Here is an 18,527-nt window from a genome sequence, read left to right on the forward strand (position 1 = left end):
CGCCTCGCTCCTATAGGGCCGCTATCGCCGCGATTTCTACCGTGTACTCGGGAAACGCGAGCTTCGATTCCACGCAGGCGCGCGCCGGCGCGTCGCCTTTGGGCACCCATGCATCCCAGACCCGGTTCATATCCGCGAAGCTGCGGTAGTCGGCCAGCCAGATGCTGGCCGACACGATCCGGCGTTTGTCCGCACCTACGCTGTCGAGCAGGCTGTCGATCTTGTCGAGGATCTGACGCGTCTGACCGGCTACATCGAGACTGCTGTCGCCGGCAACCTGCCCGGCAATGAATGCCAGCCCGCCGACCACGACCATCTGACTCATCCTGTCGCCCACTCCATAGCGCTTGATGTCCATCTTCCGAGCCTCCGCCAATCGATTCAGGTTGAATGCATTCTAGCCATCAAAATTCAACACTGTATACACTTTTTTAATCAATTTACGCCGATTCCCCACTTCGATTCGCGATCCTTATCGTGGTGCGCCGGATTTCTCAATCCTTGTGCAAACATGCTTTAAAACAGGGATTTATACGAAAAAATAGCGTGCCTGAAAATTTCAGACGCAGCCGTTTAAAAAAATTCCCAAACGTTTTTTGTTCTGTGATTCTGTCGACACTTCTGTATATCAATCACAACTATCGACGCTTTTGGAGAACGACAATGAAGCTGCGCCGCTGGGGAATCGAAGCCTTCGTGACACTGTGTTTCGGCCTGTCTCATCTGCCCGATGCGCACGCCGACGCAAGCGTCGGCGCCGTGTTGCCGCTAACGGGATCGAGCGCGTCGATCGGCGAGGATCAGCGCCGCGGCATCGAACTCGCCGTCGCGAAGATCAACGCTCAGGGCGGCGTGCTCGGCCAGAAACTGCAGGTCAGGATCGAGGATTCCGGGGGCGGTGCGAACACCGCGCTGGACGCCGCCCGCAAGCTCGCCACGGTCGATCACGTGCCGGTCGTGCTCGGTGAATTCTCGTCGTCGATCACGATTCCGGTCGGCCAGTTCCTGGTGCGTCAGGGCGACGTGCACGTGAATATCGGTTCGTCGAGCCAGCAGATTCGCAAGATCGGCCCCGGTTCGTTCAGCGTGATCGGCCTCGACAACCTGTCCGCGCGCTTCGCCGCGCAGGACGTGTTCGACCGGAAGTTGCGCCGCGTCGCGTTCATCGCGCCCAACAACGGCTACGGCCAGGGCATCGCCGACGAATTCAAGAAGCGCTTCGAGGCGCTGGGCGGCACAGTCGCGGCCGTCGTGCTCTATACCGAAGGGCAATCGACCTATCGCCGCGAACTGGAGCAGATGGCGCGCGCCAATCCCGATGCCTACGTCTACAGCGCGTACGGCCAGGAAGCGGCGACCATCAACCGCCAGGCGTATGACATGCAGTTGAACAAGAGCCCGTGGTACGGCATCTACCTGACGATGTGCACGAGCGATACGCCGCCGCAGATCGCGCGCGGCCAGATCGGTCTCGAAGTCGCTTCGGGCGGCGTAGGTGCAAAGGCGTACGAAGAAGCCTACGAGGCCGCCTACAAGGAAGAGCCGCGTTCCGCCTTCGGCAGCTACGCCTATGACGCGACGATGCTGTCGGCCGCGGCGATCAACTACGCGCACTCGACCGATCCGGCCAAAATCCGCGCGGCGTTCGACGCCCTCGGCAAGGCGTATGCGGGCGTGACAGGCGCGATTTCATTCGACAGCGACGGCCAGCGCATTGCCCAGCCCTACGAGAAGGTGTCGTTCAAGCAAACCGTCGCCGCGCAGTAAGGGCGGCGGCGCTACCGGAGCCCATCATGCTGCAGTTTCTTCTCGACGTTCTGATCCGCACGTCCGATCTACTGCTCGTCTCGGTCGGCCTGTCGACGCTCTATTCGCTGATCCGTTTCCCGAATGTCGCGCACGTGCAGTACGCCATGCTGGGCGCGTTCCTGTCGCTCGCCGGGCAACGCGCGGGCCTGCCCCTCGGACTCGCGGCCGCGCTGTCGTGCGTGCTCGTCGGCTGCCTCGCGGTGCTGCTGAATATCTTCGTCTTCATGCGACTGCTGCGCTCCGGCAGCGCCGTCGCGATGATCGGCTCGCTCGCGGTATCGCTGATTGCCGTCGCGCTCGTACTCGGTACGGCGGGTTCCCGGCCGCTGCAATACACGCAGGACATCAGCGCGCCCCTGACGCTCGGCGGGGTGGCGGTGTCGTCCGCGCAGGCGGGCTCGATTGCGTGCGGTGCGCTCACGCTGCTGATCTTTTCCGTGCTGCTGTATCGAACCAACCTCGGCCGTTCGATGCGCGCGCTGGCATCGAACCGGCCGCTCGCGCTCGCCTCCGGTATCGACGCGAACCGGGTAACGAACCTGATCACATTCGCGAGCGGCGTGCTGGCGGCGCTGGGCGGCACGATGCTCGGCCTCACCGAAAGCGTGCACGTCAATCTCGGCAACAACCTGTTGATTCCGGTGTTCTCGGCCGCCATCCTCGGCGGCCTCGGCAACCCGCTCGGCGCTGCCGCCGGAGCGCTCCTGATTGCGCTTGCCGAGACGCTCGTCATCAACGTCGATTTCGGTTCGCTGGTGGGCCGCTCGATGCAGTTCTTCCCGGTTGCCTACGTGAGCGCGGTCTCGTTCCTGATCCTGCTCGTCACGCTGATGGTCCGTCCGTACGGCATCTTCGACCGGGAGGTGCGGCGTGTCTAGCTTCCTGATCCATCTGCTGACCCTGGTCTGCCTGTACGCGATGATGGCGTTGGGTCTGAATCTGCAAGCCGGCTACGCCGGGATGGTCAACTTCGGCTTCATCGCGTTCGCGGGTCTCGGCGCCTACGCTGCCGGCATCGCGTCGCAGCTCGGCTGGCCGCTGCCCGCCGCACTGCTGCTGGCTCTCGTCGCGGCGGCCGTGCTCGCCGTCGCGACCGCCCGGCTCGGCCGCCAGCTATCGTCCGACTACTGGGGCATCGCGACGCTCGCGATCGCGGAGATTCTGCGCACGGTCGCACTCAACGAGTCCTGGTTGACGGGTGGCGCGCAAGGCATCGGCGGCATCCGCCCGCTGTTCGCGGACCTTCCCGCACCGTGGCGCGACCTCGCGTTTCTTGCGCTCGCCGCGCTCTGCCTCGCGCTCGTCTACGGCGGCTACGCGCGCATCATCCACAGCCGCTTCGGCCGCGCGCTCAAAGTGATGCGGGAAGAGACATCGCTTGCGGTGTGCTTCGGCTACGACCCCGTGTCGCTGAAGATGCGCGCGTCGGTCGCCGCGGCGCTTCCCGCCGCGCTCGCCGGCGGGCTGCTCACCTACTACATCAGTTACGTCGGCCCAGACGTCATGGTGCCCTCCGAAACCTTCGCGCTCTGGACCATCGTGATGGTGGGCGGCCTCGGCAGCAACCTCGGCGTGCTGCTCGGCGGGCTGCTGGTCCAGTCCGTGTATTCGTTCGCGCCGTTCCTGAAAGACTGGCTCGGCGTCAGCAGCGACCTGGCCGGCGCGGTGCGCCTCGGGCTGGTCGGTCTGATGTTGCTTGCCTGTCTGTTGTGGCGGCCGCGCGGCTTGCTGCCGGAACGCCTGGAGACGCTCTCATGACAGCCCTTCTCGAACTGGACGGCATCGCCATCCGCTACGGCGGCAACACCGTGCTGTCGGGTCTCACGCTGTCGATCGACAGCGGCGAGATCGTCGGCCTGCTCGGGCCGAACGGCTCCGGCAAGAGCACGGTGCTGAACGCGGTCACCGGCTTCACGCCGCTCGCGAGCGGCGCAATCCGCTTCGACGGGCGCCGCATCGACCCGCTCGCGCCGCATCGCATCGCGCAACGCGGGATTCGCCGCACTTTTCAATTGCCGTCGATGCCCACCCGCATGTCGGTACTCGAACTGACGATGGCCGCGTCGTCCGAGCATCATCAACTGTGCGCAGCGCTGTTGCGCGGCCGCGCGACCCGCCGCATCGAACAGGCCACCCATGCGCGCGCCAGCGCCCTTCTCGAGCAGTTGAAGCTCACCGCGGTCGCCCACCTGCCCGCCGCGTCGATTTCGGGCGGGCAGAAAAAACTCCTCAGCATCGCCTGCGCGATGATGACCGAACCCAAACTGCTGCTGCTCGACGAGCCGACCGCGGGGGTTCACCCCAACCTGCGCGGCGAGCTGATCGACGAGCTGCGGCGCATTCACGGCCTGGGCGTGACGCTCGTCGTGATCGAGCACGACATGCACTTCATCCGCGAGCTATGCGAGCGCTGCGTGGTGCTCGACCGGGGTGCCGCGATCGCGAACTGCAAGCCCGCCGAGCTCGACAAGAACCGCCGCGTGCTCGATGCGTACCTGGGCCGCGCGCATCGCGCCGCCCGACCGCTGGAGACGCCATGATCGAGGTCCGGGATCTGTTTGCGGGCTACACGCCGGAAGTCGACATCCTGCACGGGATATCGCTGCGCGTCGGGCCGATCGACATCGTAACGATCCTCGGTCCGAACGGCTGCGGGAAATCGACGCTGCTCAAGGCGATCGCGGGCTTCCTGCTGCCGCGTTCGGGAAGCGTCACGATGCAGGGCGGGGATCTCGCGCGCGTCCCCGTCAATCGCAAGGTCCGCGAGCATGGCATCGGCTTCGTGCCGCAGACCGACAACGTATTCGGCGCGCTCACCGTGCGCGAGAACCTGATGCTGGGCGGCCACGCGATGTCGTCGTTCCCGCGCGAGGCACGCATCGAGGAGCTGTGCGAGCAGTATCCCGTGTTGCGCCGGCGTTATCGCTCTCCCGCCTCGGCATTGTCGGGCGGCGAGCGTCAGATCGTGTCGCTCGCGCGCGCGCTGATGCCGAGGCCCGTGATGCTGTTGCTCGACGAACCGTCGGCCGGCCTGTCGCCGAAAATGGTCGACGAAGTGTTCGACGCCATCGTTCAGATGCGCGACGCGGAACACATCGGCGTCCTGATGGTCGAGCAGAACGCGATCGAAGCACTGCGTATCGCCGACCGCGGCGTCGTGCTGACAATGGGACGCGTGGCGCTCGCCGGGCCCGCCGCAGAGCTGCTGGAGAGCGACGAGATGCGCCGGTTGTATCTCGGCGGGAGAGCCGCATGAATCCTCCCGCCGTGGATGCCGCCCCGGCTGGAACCGGCGCCGCCGGCGCCCGGCCGGCTACGATCATGATCGCGGTCGCGTCGGGCTTCGTGATGGCGATGCTCGACGTCACCATCGTCAACGTCGCGCTGAAGGCGATGCAGGACAGCCTGTCCCTGTCGCTGACCGCGCTGGTCTGGGTCGTCGACGCCTATACGCTGAGCTTCGCGGCGCTGCTGCTGTGGGGCGGCGCGCTCGCCAACCGCTTCGGCTCCAGAACGATCTATCAGACCGGTCTTGTCATCTTCGTGACGGCATCGCTGCTGTGCGCGGCGGCGGCGACGCCGGCCATCCTGATCGCTGCCCGGTTGCTGCAAGGCGTCGGCGCGGCGCTCTTCATGCCGAGTTCGTTGAGCCTGCTGACGCTCGCGTTTCCGCCCGGGCCGCTGCGCGTGCGGATGATCGGTATCTGGGGCGCGCTGGTGTCCGCGGCAATGGCATTCGGCCCGTTCGTGGGCGGCGTGCTCGTGAACGCCATCGGCTGGCGCGGCATTTTCTGGGTCAATCTGCCGGTGGGCCTGATCGGCCTGTGGCTGACGCACCGGCATGTCGCGCGCTCGCCGCGCCATGCCGGTCCGCTGAACGGCGTGGGCCATCTGTTCGGCGCAACGGCACTGGCCGCGCTCAGCTTCACGCTGATTCAGGGGCCGAGCACCGGCTGGACGTCGCCGGCGATCGTCGGCTGCGCGCTCGCGACGCTCGGTGCCGTCGCCGCGTTCATCGTGCGCGAGCGGCACGCGCGCCACCGGATCCTGTCGCAAGCCCTGCTCGGAAATCCGCAATTCGTGACGGGCAGCCTGCTCGGGCTCGCGATCAATTTCGCGATTCTCGCCGAGATTTTCCTGATCAGTCTCTACCTGCAACAGCAACGCGGCGAGAACCCGCTGCAGACAGGTTTTCACCTGTTTCCGCTGATGGCGATGTTCGGTGCCGGCAATCTTGCGTCGGCACGCGTCAGCGCCCGTCTGGGCGCGCGCGGCACGCTGCTCTCGGGGCTCGGGCTCGCGACGCTCGGCGCGGTGGCGCTGATCGACATCGCGCAGATGCCGTACTGGATGCTCGCGCTCGCGATCGGCGTCTCCAATTTCGGCGCCGGGCAGGCGATTCCCGCGATGAACCTCACGGTGATGCAGTCGGCCGGGCCGGCGGACGCCAACCTTGCCGCCGCGTCGCTCAACGCCAGCCGGCAAATCGGCTCGTTGCTGGGCGTCGCGATCGCCTCGGTGATCCTGCATTCGATCGTCGACCAGCAACTCGCGACAGCCATCGGTTTCGCCGTGATCGCGGCCGCTTACGCGGGCGGTTTCGGACTCGTGTTCAGGTCATTGCGGCCGGATTGAGGCGGATCGCGCGTGCTGCCTGTGCGTGAAGCGCCCGCGACGGACGTTTCCATTTTCGAAAGTTTCGATCACATCGAGGATTTCATGAACACAGCAACTGCCCGGAAAGGACTCATCCTCGCGGGCGGGTCCGGTACCCGCCTCCACCCGCTCACGCATTCGGTATCCAAGCAGTTGATGCCCGTGTACGACAAGCCGATGATCTACTACCCGCTCAGCACGATCATGCTGGCCGGCATCCGCGACGTGCTGATCATCTCGACACCGCGCGATCTCGAGGCGTTCCAGCAACTGCTGGGCGACGGCGGCCAATGGGGCATGAACTTCTCCTATGCGGTTCAACCGCATCCGGACGGCCTCGCGCAGGCATTCGTGATCGGCGCGCCATTCATCGGCCACGACGCCGCCACGCTGGTGCTGGGCGACAACATCTATCACGGCCCGGCGCTGTCGGCCTTACTGCAGCGGGTAGCCGCACGTCCGGAGGGCGCGACGGTGTTCGGCTACTACGTTCGCGATCCGCAGCGCTACGGCGTCGTGTCGTTCGACGCAACGGGCCGCGCCATCGATCTCGAAGAGAAACCCAGGCAGCCCAAATCGAACTATGCGGTAACCGGGCTCTACTTCTACGACAACGATGTTGTCGATCTGGCGAAGGACGTGCGCCCATCGGCGCGCGGCGAACTCGAGATCACCGATCTGAATCGCGCCTATCTCGAACGCGGCACGCTGAATGTCGAGATTCTCGGGCGCGGCTATGCATGGCTCGATACCGGTACGCACGAATCGCTGCTAGACGCCGCCAACTTCATCCAGGTCATGCAGGCGCGGCAAGGTTTGCAGATCGCCTGCCCGGAAGAGATCGCGTTCCGGCTTGGCTGGATCGGAGCGGATCGTCTCGAAGCACTTGCCCACAGACTCGCGAAGAGCGGCTACGGCCAGTACCTGCTCGACATCCTGCGCAAGGAGGCGGTCGCGTGAATATCGTCGAAACACCTTTGCCGGGCGTGCTGCTGTTCGAGCCGAGCGTCTTCGGCGACTCACGCGGGTTTTTTGTCGAGAGTTTTCGCGCAAGCTGGCTTGCGCAGGCCGGCATCGATGCCACCTTTGTGCAGGACAACCAGTCCCGCTCGCGGCGCGGCGTGCTGCGCGGCCTCCACTACCAACGCGTCAATCCGCAGGGCAAGCTGGTGCGCGCCGCGCGCGGCGAAGTCTACGACGTGGCGGTCGACATCCGGCGCGACTCTCCGTATTTCGGCCAGTGGTTCGGCACCCGCCTCGACGACGTGTCGCACCGGCTGCTGTGGATTCCGCCCGGCTTCGCGCACGGCTTCTGCGTGCTGTCGGACGAAGCCGATTTCGCCTATAAATGCACGCAATACTACGATGCGGCCTCGGATGCCGGCGTGCGCTGGGACGACCCGGCGCTCGGCATCGACTGGCCCGCGCTCGATGCCGCACCGCAGCTGTCCGACAAAGATTTGCAGCATCCGTGCCTCGCGGAGCGGACGCCGCAATCTCTTCCGTCCTATCGGCGGGCGCGATGACGATTCTCGTGACAGGCGCGGGCGGCCAGGCCGGACGCGAGCTTGTGATGCCGGCCTGCCGGCGCACGCGCCGCCGGTTCATCCGATCCCGACCGAAGCGTATCCGTTGCCGGCGGCATGTCCGGCACATTCTGCCCTCGGCTGCACCTTGATCCGCATGCGCTTCGGCATCGAGCCGACGCCGTGGATCGCCGGTTTGCGTGAGTCCCTCAACACCTGGAAACGAACCCCATGAACTATCGATCCAAACAGGTTCTCGTCACGGGCGGCGCCGGTTTCATTGGCGCCAACTATGTCCGCCACCTGCTCGCCAGCGATCCGCAGGTCCGCATCGTCAATCTCGACCTGCTGACCTATGCGGGGAGTCTCGACAATCTCACCGGCCTGCCCGACGACGGCCGCCATACGTTCGTACACGGCGACATTGCCGATCAGCCGCTCGTCGAATCCGTGCTGCGCGATCATGCGATCGACACGATCGTCCACTTTGCCGCCGAAAGCCACGTGGACCGCTCGATCACGGGACCGGGCGAGTTCGTGCGCACCAATGTCGTCGGCACCTGGACCTTGCTCGAGGCCGCGCGGCAATACTGGTTGAACGAACAGCGCCTGAGCGCAGCCGATGCCCAGGCGCAGCGGCGCTTTCACCATATCAGCACCGACGAGGTATTCGGCACGCTCGGGCCGGACGACGAGGCCTTCTCCGAACGCACGCCCTATGCGCCCAATTCGCCCTATTCGTCGAGCAAGGCGGGTTCCGATCACCTCGTGCGGGCGTACTTTCATACGTATGGCCTGCCGGTATCAACGACCCACTGCTCGAACAACTATGGCCCCTATCAGCACAGCGAGAAATTCATCCCGACCGTCGTCAGAAGCTGCCTTGAGGGCGTGGACATCCCGGTGTACGGCAACGGAACCAATATCCGCGACTGGCTGTACGTCGAAGATCACTGCCGTGCGATCGAGGCCGTCATCGCCCATGGCACCGTGGGAGAAACGTACAACGTCGGCGGTTGCAACGAATGGAAGAACATCGATATCGTGGCGCTCATTTGCACGTTGATGGACCGGCACCGGCCTGACGCCGCGCCACACGCGCGCCTCGTGACATTCGTTGCCGACCGCCCCGGTCACGATTGGCGTTACGCGATCAATGCCACGAAGATATTGAGCGAATTGCAATGGCGTCCGTTCGAGAGCTTCGAGACGGGAATCGCAAAAACGCTGGCGTGGCTGGTACAAAGGTCATCATGACCGGACCGGGCTTCGGCATCCGAAGCCCGGTCCAATCACACGGTCCGACGACCTCTCCGTTTACCGCGCTTTTGTACCTGAGCGCACTTCCCGCAGCCTGCGCCAAACCATCTTCGCCTGACGCCTTCTTTTCCAGAGCCCGTTCACCAGGGGATTACCCCCTATCCGTTTTTCGAATAGCCGACCTTTTTTGACGGCATTGAGTCCGCCGACCGGCTAGCCCACCATGCTTTGCACAGCACCGGTTTGCGCTGTGTGGCGGTGACGCGAACGTATAGGAATGGAGACGGGAATGGAGGCGGCGGCATGACGAAGGACGGAAAGATGAGGCTTGGCCTCTCGATGCGATATCTGGGCTATCACGTGGCCGCATGGCGGCATCCGTCCGTGCCCGCGGACGGCGCGCTCAGCTTCGCGCATTTCCTCAATACCGCGCGCAAGGCGGAAGCGGCCCATTTCGATATGATTTTCTTCGCGGATGGGCTCGGCATCCGCGCCAACGACAATCCGAAAGGCTCGCTGGCAAGGGACATGCGCAACGCGGAACTCGAGCCGCTCACGCTGCTCGCGGCGCTCGCCGCCACGACGACGCATATCGGTCTCGTTGCGACGGCGTCGACCACTTACAACGAACCCTTTCACATCGCGCGCAAGTATGCGTCGATCGATCATATCAGCGGCGGTCGCGCGGGCTGGAACGTCGTCACCTCCTGGTCCGACGAAGAAGCCCAGAACTTCAACCGCAGCGAGACGCTCGCCTACGCGGACCGTTACGAGCGCGCCGACGAGTTCGTCGATGTCGTCAGAGCGCTGTGGAATAGCTGGGAAGACGACGCTTTCGTCAGGGACAAGGCATCCGGCCTCTTCTACGAGGAAGCCAGGCTGCATGTTGCGAATCACAAGGGCAAGCACTTCCAGGTGCGAGGTCCGCTCAATTCGGCTCGCACGCCGCAAGGCCAGCCGATCATCGTGCAGGCCGGCGCTTCGGAAGCCGGCCGCCAACTCGCCGCACGTTGTGCCGACGTGGTCTACAGCAACGCTCACGACCTGAAGAGCGCGCAAAGCTACTACCTCGATCTCAAAGGCCGGCTCGCCGCTCATGCGCGCGAACCGGACGACCTGCTGATCATGCCGGGCATCGTGCCATTCGTTGCCGCGACGCGTCAGGAGGCGCAGGACAAATACGACCAGCTACAGGAACTGATTCATCCGCTCAGCGGCCTCGCGGCGCTCTACAACCAGATGGGCGATCTGTCGCAATATCCGCTGGACGGTCCCGTGCCCGATCTGCGGGATCAGAGGTCGCACAATATCGCGAGCATCGCGAGCAACCTGCTCGAACTCTCCCGCGCCGAAAACCTCTCGATCCGGCAACTGTATCAACGCGTCGCGTCGACTTTCGGCGTACACCTGCTGATCGGAACCGCAGCGGATATCGCCGACGAAATGGAAGAATGGTTCAGGAAGGATGCCGCCGACGGTTTCAATATCTGCCCGCCGATTCTGCCTGCGGGCATGGACGACATGAGCGATTTTCTCGTCCCGGAACTCAGACGACGCGGACTCTTCCGCACGCGATACGAAGGAACCACGCTGCGAGCCAACCTCGGTCTCAAGCCCAACGTGTTCAAGCAGCGTTGAGGTCCGACATCATGCAGCAAGGGACAGAGATGGAAACCCTGGATATGACGCACGCCTTTCAGAACGCCATGTCGCTGTTTGCGGCCGGCGTGACCGTCGTCACCACGATGCGCGACGACGGCCCCGCCGGCCTGATCGCGACATCGGTGTGCAGTCTTTCCTCCGACCCGCCGTCGATCATCGTGTGCGTGAACAGGAACGCTTCTGCACACGATGCGATCGTCGCTCATGGCAAGTTCGCAGTGAATCTGCTCTCCGTGGATCAATGCGACGTTGTCGACCGGTTTCGTCAGGCCAAGGGCCCCGAACGCTTCGAGGCCGGCCAGTGGACCACGCTCACCACGGGCGCGCCGGTGCTCGCCGACGCAGCCGTCGTCCTCGACTGCACGCTTGGCAAACGCCATGACGGCTTCACGCATTCGATTTTTGTCGGGGTCATCGAACAGATATCGTGTCGACGGAACGTCCATTCCAGTTGCCTGCTATGGCACGCACGCGGCTTCGCTCGCAGCATGCCATTGTGCGTCTAGGTTTTACGGTTCTCCTGCAATACCTCGTTGATCGAACAGTGACGCGCATGCGCGCGTTTGTGTAATGGCATCCGGCGGCTGCACCGGCCGGCAACGACCGCGAAGGATAGAAATGCTGAACAAAGCCAGCACCATTGACGCCCCCATTGTCCCGAGGCCCGCCGTCAGCCGGATACGGGATGTCGTCGCCGCAAACTTCGGCACGTTCTTCGAATGGTTCGATCTGCTGGTGTACGCGATGTTCGCGCTCACCGTCTCGAAGCTGTTTTTTCCGACCGGCGACGAACAATCCGCGCTGCTGCTCAGCCTGTTGACCTTCGCGAGTTCCTTCATCATCCGCCCGGTCGGCGCAATCGTATTGGGCATCCTCGCCGACAGGCGCGGCCGGCGCTTCGCCCTGAGCCTCGCAGCTTTCCTCATGCTGCTCGGCACGGCGACAATCGCCGTCGTGCCGACCTACGACCGTATCGGTCTGCTTGCGCCCGTCATCCTGGTGGCCGGACGTCTGCTGCAAGGCTTCTCGGCGGGCGGCGAATTTGGCGCCGCCAATTCGTTCCTAACCGAGCAGGACAAAAAACGCATGGCCTTCTTCGGCAGCCTGCAATTCTCGGCGTCAGGACTGGCCGTGCTCACGTCGTCGCTGTTCGCCTTTGGCGTGAATCACTATCTGTCGCCCGAACAGGTCAATGCCTGGGGCTGGCGGTTGCCGTTCGTCTTCGGCTGTCTGATCGGGCCGATCGGGCTGTACATCCGTCGCAAGGTGAGCGAGACATCGGCCTTTGAAGAAGCGCGTGACGTTGCGCATTCCCCGCTGCGCGAAACCGTCCGGTCGCACAAGTCCGGCGTGCTGATCGGCGCGATCATTGCAGGCGCGGGCGGATTGGCGAGTTTCACGAACATCTACATGCCGACCTTCGCGATCAACAATCTCGGCGTCAGCAAGGATGCGGCATTCGTTTCGGCCATCCTGAGCGGGTTGGTGTGCGTCGTGTTCCCGATGATCGGCGGAACCGCGGCGGACCGGTTCGGAACGGTCAGGGTCATGCGCGCCGCGCTCGTGTCCGGCATGGTGCTGATTCTGCCGCTGTTTTACATGCTGACGCACGCGCCCAGTCCGGCAACGCTGATCGCTTTCCAGTGCATCCTGTCGCTGGTGTTCTACAGCTTCTATTACTCGCCGGTCGGGTCGTTGCTGTCGCAACTGTTTCCGGCCGCCTGCCGCACGACAGGCGTCTCGCTCGCCTATGTCATCGCGATGACGTTGTTCGGCGGCCTGACGCCCGTCGTGACCAGCTTGCTGGTGAAGTCCACCGGCAGCATCATGTCGCCGGCCTGGTACCTGGTCGTGATCTCGGCGCTGGCGCTGTATGGCCTGTTTGCAAGCAGAAAGCGCGTCATCTGACTGAAGCCGGCCGAACCACGCCCGAATGAAGGAGAAGTTTCGTTGAAGCCCGAATTACCCAAGCAGGTGTCCGTCGCCATCGTCGGCGGTGGAATCATCGGAATCAGTTGCGCGCTTGCCTTGGCGCGCAAGGGTGTCGACGTCGCCGTGTTCGAAAAGGGAACCGTCGCGGGCGAGCAGTCGTCGCGCAATTGGGGATGGATTCGCAGTGTCGGTCGCGACGTCAAGGAGCTGCCCTTGTCGATGCTGGCCAATGACATCTGGAAAGACGTCCAGTCGCAGATCGACGTCGGCTATCGGCCAACAGGCCTCGCTTATCTCTCCGCCTCGGAGGGCGAACTCGCCGGCCACCAGAAGTGGCTCGACGCGGCGCGCGACACGGGCGCCCGGGCACGCCTGCTCGGCAGGGCAGAGCTGACAAAGCTGATTCCCGTATCGAAGCGGCCATGGGTGGGCGCCTTGTATAGCGAATGCGATGGCGTCGCGGAGCCGTTGGAGGCGACCCGGGGCATTGCCGGGCTGGCCGTCGCCAGTGGCGCACGAATTTTCGAAGGCTGCGCGGTGCGTGGACTCGACGTATCCGCGGGACGCGTGTCGGGCGTCGTCACGGAACGCGGGCTCGTGAAATGCGCGGACGTCGTGCTTGCCGGCGGGGCCTGGTCGCGTCTGTTTTGCGGAAATCACGCAATCGAATTTCCACAGCTCAAGGTGCACGCATCGGTTCTGCAGACCGCGCCCATCGACGCAGGACTGGACGTGACCATCAACGGCGGCGACTTCACGTGTCGCAAGCGCAGCGATGGCGGATACACCGTTTCGAAGCTGGGCGCGTCGGTCGCCGACCTGACGCCTGACAGCATCCGGCTCAGTGCGAAGTTCATGCGAGCCTGGCTGAACGAGCGGAAGTACCTGAAACTCAGGATCGGCCAAAGATTCTTCGACGAATTGAGGATTCCCCGCCGCTTCGGCCTCGATCGCCCGTCGCCCTTCGAGGCGTGCAGAACGTTGGACCCCAGGGCCAACCTCGACATGCTGAACGACGCGCTGGATCAGCTGAAGAAAACCTTCCCCAGTTTCTCCGGCGCGTCGATCGTCCGCGCCTGGGCCGGCATGATCGATGTCACGCCAGATGCACTGCCCGTGATCTCAACGGTGAAAGGCCTGCCCGGTTTCCATCTGGGATCCGGATTCTCGGGGCATGGTTTCGGCATCGGGCCTGCCGCCGGTCACGTGCTCGCGGAGCTCGTGACCGGCGAGCGTCCCCGCGTCGATCTGGCCGACTTTGCCTTGGAGCGGTTTTCCTCATAGGATGGTGGCTTCTCCCGCACAGCGGCGCCACCGTCACGCTCATGAACATCCGGCAACTCGAAGCATTCCAGACCACGATGAAGGTGGGGACGGTGATCGGCGCCGCGGATCTGCTTGGGCTCTCGCAACCTTCGGTGAGCCGGCTGATCAACGAATTTGAGCGCGCCCTTGGCGTCACACTCTTTGATCGCGCCAACGGCAGGCTGGTGCCGACGCCGGAAGCCAGAATGATTCACGAGCAGGTCGAGCAGACGATGCGCTCGTACGAGCGCATCGCCGAGCTTGCGGCGGACGTCCGGAAGCTGCGCGTGGGAAGCATCTCGATCGCATGCATGCCGGCCCTCGGCATTACATTCATGCCCGCCGTGATCGCCCGGTTCCGGGAGGCGCATCCCCAGGTCGACATTTCTCTGGACGTTCAGATGTCGACCAAGATCGAAGACTGGATCGCCGCGCAGCAGATCGATTTCGGCCTGGCGGAAGTGCCGGCCGACCACACCGAACTCACCGTCGACGAATTCTGCAACGTGCCCTACTACGCCGTCATGAAGAAGGGGCATGAACTGTCGAAGAAAGCCGTATTGTCGCCATCCGACTTCGACGGGCGGACGTTCATATCGATGACAGGGCATTATCAGCCCCGGCCACACGTCGACCGCTTCTTCGAAAGTCACGACGTGAATCGGATCACGCGCATCGACACATCGCTCTCGCATTCCACCTGCGAAATGGCGGCACTCGACCTGGGCATCGGCTTCGTCGATCCGTTCGCCGTTCATGCGTACCTCGACCGGGTCGACGCGAGACCCGTCGATCCCTGCATCAGGTTTCGCGTCGGCCTCCTGTACCCCAGGCATCGTCCGCTGTCGAAGGTCGGTCGGACCTTCGTGTCCTTCATGAAGGAGTGCCGGGATCAGTGGATCGCCGAGGTCGCCGCCCGATGCCGGACAACACCCGAAGGATAAGAATGCCTCGACCTCCCGTGCCGCAATCCGCATGCACTGTCACCTGGACACTCTGCAGCCGATGAGCATCGTGTTAGCCTGACGAAACAATTCAACGCCAATTTTCGAGTATCAAGGCATGCCAGATGACAGGCGCATAGCTCACATCGATATGGACGCGTTCTTTGCGTCTTGTGAACTGTCGCAGTACCCCGAGCTACGAGGTCAGGCGATGGTAGTCGCCGGCCGTCGTTCGGATGCTCCGCGAACCAACCCGGACGGCACGCGTGAATTCGCCCGGTTACGCGACTATACGGGTAGAGGCGTCCTGACGACCGCAACCTACGAAGCACGAGCGCTCGGCGTTCACTCTGGCATGCCCGCAATGAAAGCGGCGCGGCTAGCGCCGAACGCCGTTCTCCTGCCCGTGAACTTTGAACTGTACCGAACCTACTCGCGCCTGTTCAAGGATGCGGTCCGGTCAGTCAGTCCGACCATCCAGGACGTTGGAATCGACGAGGTCTACGCCGACGTCTCACACCTGAATGACGAATCGGAGAAAATTGCCCGCAACCTGAAGTCCGCCGTGTTCGACGCGACGAACCTCACCTGTTCGGTCGGCATTGCGCCGAACAAGCTGCTGGCAAAGCTGTGTTCCGACATGCAAAAGCCAGACGGTGTCACGATCCTGAGGTTTGAGGATTTGCAGTCCAAGATTTGGCCAATGGCTGCGAGCAAGATCAACGGGATCGGTCCAAAGGCCCGCGTCAAGCTGGAGTCGTTCGGAATAACGACGATCGGCGAGGTGGCCGCGCGCGACGAGCATTGGCTCATCGAACACTTTGGGCGGAGCTACGGGTCGTGGCTTAGCAGGGTCTCCCATGGTCTCGACGACAGACCTGTGGTGACGTACAGCGAGCCCGTCTCGATGAGCCGGGAGACCACCTTCGAGCAGGACCTGCACGCCGTGCGGAATAGACAGGAACTGGGCGCTGCATTTACGCGCCTGTGCGAGCAGCTGGCGCTGGATCTGCAGCGAAAAGGCTACCTGGCGCGGAAGATCGGCATCAAGCTGCGCTTCAATGACTTCAAGACGGTAACGCGTGACGTCACGCTTGCGGAACCTATTGCCGACGCCAAAGCGTTGCGTCGCGCGGCGACTCAGTGTCTGAAAAGAATCGAGCTCGTTAAATCGATAAGGCTGTTAGGCGTCAAGGCCGGTAACCTCCAACGTGCCGCGGAGATGTCAAACGACGAGTCGCCACAGTTCACGCTGGATTTTTAGCACCCGGACACGGCTGCCATGCCTGCCTTTTACCAGCAGCGACTAACCCGCTGCTTCCGCAGGCACGCCGGCCTTCGTGCGTGCCTCCGGCAAGCCGGTTTCCACGCTCGACGCCGCAATCGAAAACGCAAACGTATTGACTCCGTTCGCGCTTTCCGCCGACACCGTGCCGCGATGCATTTCCGCAATCGCCTTCACGATCGCAAGACCCAGCCCATGGTTTTCGCGGCTATTGGTGCGGGACACTTCCGCGCGATAGAACCGGTCGAACAGGTGTTCGAGCACGGCCGGCTCGATCGGCTCACCCGGGTTGGCCACCGCTACGCGCAACTGATCCGCCACATTTGAGATCGTCACCGTAATCGCCGCGCCCGGCGCGCAGTGCTGGATCGCGTTCATCAGCAGATTCGTGCAGGCGCGGCCGAACAGCGAGCGGTTCACGCGCGCCACGGCATCGCCGCGCAGCTGCGCATGCACGCGCGCTTCCTCCAGCGGAATCTCCAGAAACTCCAGCGTATGCGCGACTTCCGCGGCCAGCGACACTTCGACGAGGCCCGTCGCGCGCTCGCCCTGATCGGCGCGGGCGAGGAACAGCATGTCGTTGATGATCGCGCGCATGCGCTCGAACTCTTCGAGATTCGATTGCAAGGTATGACGCAAATCCTCGACCGAACGGTTGCGCGTCAACGCCACTTCGGTCTGGCCGATCAGAATCGTCACCGGAGTACGCAGTTCGTGCGCCACATCCGCATTGAACGATTCGAGACGCCCGTATGCGCCATCCAGGCGTTCGAGCGCGCCGTTGAACGAGTTGGCCAGATCGTTCAATTCGAGCGGCAGCGAGGCCGTATTCAGACGTTGCGAGCGGTTATTCGGGCTCACCGCGGACGCATCTTTCGTCAGCCGCGTGAGCGGCGCAAGACCGAGGCGCGTGACCGAGTAACTCAGCAGCAGCACGGCGAGACTGCCCAACGCGGACAATGCGGCGAGGGCCGCCCCGAACACGCGCATGGTGCGGGTGTTCGGCGAACAACTGGCGGCGACCTGCAATTGCACAGGCGGCCGAGCCGCGTAAGCCGGTATCGTCACCGTAATGGTCAGCATGTCCGCGCCGCCACCCACCGGTGAAACCCGCTCGTAGCCACCCGGCCAGCTCGACACCACAGGTCCCTCGATCGGCTTGCCGTAATGGAAATAAGGATCGGTGCTCGATACCGCGTACACGGTGCTGCCGTCGTGCGGCATCATGTCCGTGAGCTTTTCACGGGCCATGCGCCATTTTTCCGGGGTCACCGCGTGATAAACGATAATCCGCGCGATCTCGGTGCGATCGTCGAGCGACTCGCGCAAATGGTGTTCGAGCTGCGTGCGCAAAATCAGAAACAGCCCCGTGCCGACCAGCGTGAATACGAACAGCGCCACCAGCGCGAACATCAACGCAAGGCGGCGCGCGATAGAACGGTTCATGATTGTTCTGCCTCCTCCCGCACTTCGAGCACGTAGCCCATGCCGCGCACGGTGTGCAGCAGTTTCGAGGGAAACGGGCCGTCGAGTTTGGCGCGCAATCGTTTGATCGCGGTTTCGACCACGTTGGTATGGCTGTCGAAGTTGACGTCCCACACGAGTTCGGTAATGGCGGTCTTCGAGAGAATGTCGCCCTGCCGGCGCGCCAGCACGCTCAGCAACTGGAATTCCTTGGCGGTCAGATCGAGGCGTACGCCGTCGCGGGTGGCGCGCCGGCCGATCAGGTCGACGAACAGATCGCCCACGGAAATCAGCGTCGACTCCTGCGAACGCGTGCGGCGCGCCAATGCATGCAAGCGTTCGACCAGTTCGAGAAAGGAAAAGGGTTTGGTGAGGTAGTCGTCGGCACCTTCGCGCAGACCGCGCACGCGGTCGTTCACGTGGTCGCGGGCGGTCAGCATGATCACCGGTGTCGACTTGCGCATGCGCAGCGCCTTCAGCACGCTAAAACCGTCGCGCTTGGGCAGCATGACATCGAGGACGATGACGTCGTAATCGAATTCGGTAGCGAGATGCATGCCTTCCTCGCCGTCGAGCGCGACGTCGACGACCCAGCCCTGCTCTGTCAAACCGGAGCGCAGGTAGTCCACCACCTTATGCTCGTCTTCAACGATCAGCAATTTCATGCGCGTCCCCTTGTATCTG

General features: G+C 63.5%; 18 protein-coding genes. 15 read left to right on the forward strand and 3 right to left on the reverse strand.

The annotated features are described in order from the left end of the window. Positions 1 to 10 precede the first annotated feature (10 nt). Positions 11 to 358 (reverse strand): RidA family protein, encoded by a 348-nt coding sequence (locus ACOSV0_RS32620; RefSeq protein WP_434111651.1) that lies wholly within the window; start codon positions 356 to 358, stop codon positions 11 to 13. Between the two features lie 305 nt (positions 359 to 663). Here ACOSV0_RS32620 and ACOSV0_RS32625 point away from each other — a divergent pair, with 305 nt between their 5' ends. The 15 genes from ACOSV0_RS32625 to dinB all read left to right on the forward strand — a co-directional run bounded on the left by ACOSV0_RS32625 (position 664) and on the right by dinB (position 16,358). Next, positions 664 to 1,767, forward strand: a complete 1,104-nt coding sequence (locus tag ACOSV0_RS32625; protein WP_434111653.1) for an ABC transporter substrate-binding protein — start codon at positions 664 to 666, stop codon at positions 1,765 to 1,767. Positions 1,768 to 1,793: 26 nt separating this feature from the next. Then, entirely contained in the window at positions 1,794 to 2,687 is an 894-nt protein-coding gene (locus ACOSV0_RS32630; protein ID WP_434111655.1) for a branched-chain amino acid ABC transporter permease, read from the forward strand. Next, positions 2,680 to 3,567, forward strand: coding sequence for a branched-chain amino acid ABC transporter permease (locus ACOSV0_RS32635; RefSeq protein ID WP_434111657.1), 888 nt, complete (start codon positions 2,680 to 2,682; stop codon positions 3,565 to 3,567). Before ACOSV0_RS32630 ends, ACOSV0_RS32635 begins: the two co-directional genes overlap by 8 nt. Beyond that, a complete protein-coding gene (locus tag ACOSV0_RS32640) occupies positions 3,564 to 4,349 on the forward strand; it encodes an ABC transporter ATP-binding protein (RefSeq protein ID WP_434111659.1) in 786 nt (261 codons plus the stop codon). Before ACOSV0_RS32635 ends, ACOSV0_RS32640 begins: the two co-directional genes overlap by 4 nt. Continuing rightward, positions 4,346 to 5,065 carry an ABC transporter ATP-binding protein gene (locus ACOSV0_RS32645; protein ID WP_434111661.1) on the forward strand — a complete coding sequence of 240 codons (720 nt, stop codon included), beginning with the start codon at positions 4,346 to 4,348 and terminating at the stop codon, positions 5,063 to 5,065. Before ACOSV0_RS32640 ends, ACOSV0_RS32645 begins: the two co-directional genes overlap by 4 nt. Continuing rightward, positions 5,062 to 6,444 (forward strand): MFS transporter, encoded by a 1,383-nt coding sequence (locus tag ACOSV0_RS32650; protein ID WP_434111663.1) that lies wholly within the window; start codon positions 5,062 to 5,064, stop codon positions 6,442 to 6,444. The genes ACOSV0_RS32645 and ACOSV0_RS32650 overlap by 4 nt, the downstream gene beginning before the upstream one ends. An 84-nt stretch (positions 6,445 to 6,528) precedes the next feature. Beyond that, positions 6,529 to 7,425, forward strand: coding sequence for a glucose-1-phosphate thymidylyltransferase RfbA (rfbA, locus tag ACOSV0_RS32655; protein WP_434111665.1), 897 nt, complete (start codon positions 6,529 to 6,531; stop codon positions 7,423 to 7,425). Between the two features lie 2 nt (positions 7,426 to 7,427). Next, positions 7,428 to 7,991, forward strand: coding sequence for a dTDP-4-dehydrorhamnose 3,5-epimerase (gene rfbC, locus ACOSV0_RS32660; RefSeq protein ID WP_434115945.1), 564 nt, complete (start codon positions 7,428 to 7,430; stop codon positions 7,989 to 7,991). Positions 7,992 to 8,222: 231 nt separating this feature from the next. After that, complete coding sequence (gene rfbB / locus ACOSV0_RS32665; RefSeq protein ID WP_434111667.1) at positions 8,223 to 9,248, forward strand: dTDP-glucose 4,6-dehydratase; 1,026 nt, start codon at positions 8,223 to 8,225, stop codon at positions 9,246 to 9,248. A 306-nt stretch (positions 9,249 to 9,554) separates the two neighbouring features. Beyond that, the gene (locus ACOSV0_RS32670) at positions 9,555 to 10,889 is read left to right on the forward strand and encodes an LLM class flavin-dependent oxidoreductase (protein ID WP_434111668.1); all 1,335 of its coding nucleotides are present in this window, start codon (positions 9,555 to 9,557) and stop codon (positions 10,887 to 10,889) included. A gap of 44 nt (positions 10,890 to 10,933) precedes the next feature. After that, complete coding sequence (locus ACOSV0_RS32675; RefSeq protein ID WP_434111670.1) at positions 10,934 to 11,419, forward strand: flavin reductase family protein; 486 nt, start codon at positions 10,934 to 10,936, stop codon at positions 11,417 to 11,419. Between the two features lie 112 nt (positions 11,420 to 11,531). Then, positions 11,532 to 12,821: an MFS transporter gene (locus ACOSV0_RS32680; RefSeq protein ID WP_434111672.1), complete on the forward strand. Its 1,290-nt coding sequence runs from the start codon at positions 11,532 to 11,534 to the stop codon at positions 12,819 to 12,821. A gap of 66 nt (positions 12,822 to 12,887) precedes the next feature. After that, positions 12,888 to 14,129, forward strand: coding sequence for an NAD(P)/FAD-dependent oxidoreductase (locus tag ACOSV0_RS32685; protein WP_434115947.1), 1,242 nt, complete (start codon positions 12,888 to 12,890; stop codon positions 14,127 to 14,129). Between the two features lie 92 nt (positions 14,130 to 14,221). Next, positions 14,222 to 15,094, forward strand: a complete 873-nt coding sequence (locus ACOSV0_RS32690) for a LysR substrate-binding domain-containing protein (protein WP_434111674.1) — start codon at positions 14,222 to 14,224, stop codon at positions 15,092 to 15,094. A 118-nt stretch (positions 15,095 to 15,212) separates the two neighbouring features. Continuing rightward, complete coding sequence (gene dinB, locus ACOSV0_RS32695; RefSeq protein ID WP_434111676.1) at positions 15,213 to 16,358, forward strand: DNA polymerase IV; 1,146 nt, start codon at positions 15,213 to 15,215, stop codon at positions 16,356 to 16,358. Between the two features lie 42 nt (positions 16,359 to 16,400). Here dinB and ACOSV0_RS32700 read toward each other — a convergent pair whose 3' ends face one another. Further along, entirely contained in the window at positions 16,401 to 17,825 is a 1,425-nt protein-coding gene (locus ACOSV0_RS32700) for a heavy metal sensor histidine kinase (protein ID WP_434111678.1), read from the reverse strand. Next, entirely contained in the window at positions 17,822 to 18,508 is a 687-nt protein-coding gene (locus ACOSV0_RS32705) for a heavy metal response regulator transcription factor (protein WP_007176723.1), read from the reverse strand. Before ACOSV0_RS32705 ends, ACOSV0_RS32700 begins: the two co-directional genes overlap by 4 nt. Positions 18,509 to 18,527: the final 19 nt, after the last annotated feature.

The sequence above is a fragment of the Paraburkholderia caffeinilytica genome (assembly GCF_051027425.1).
Lineage (GTDB): Bacteria > Pseudomonadota > Gammaproteobacteria > Burkholderiales > Burkholderiaceae > Paraburkholderia > Paraburkholderia caffeinilytica_A.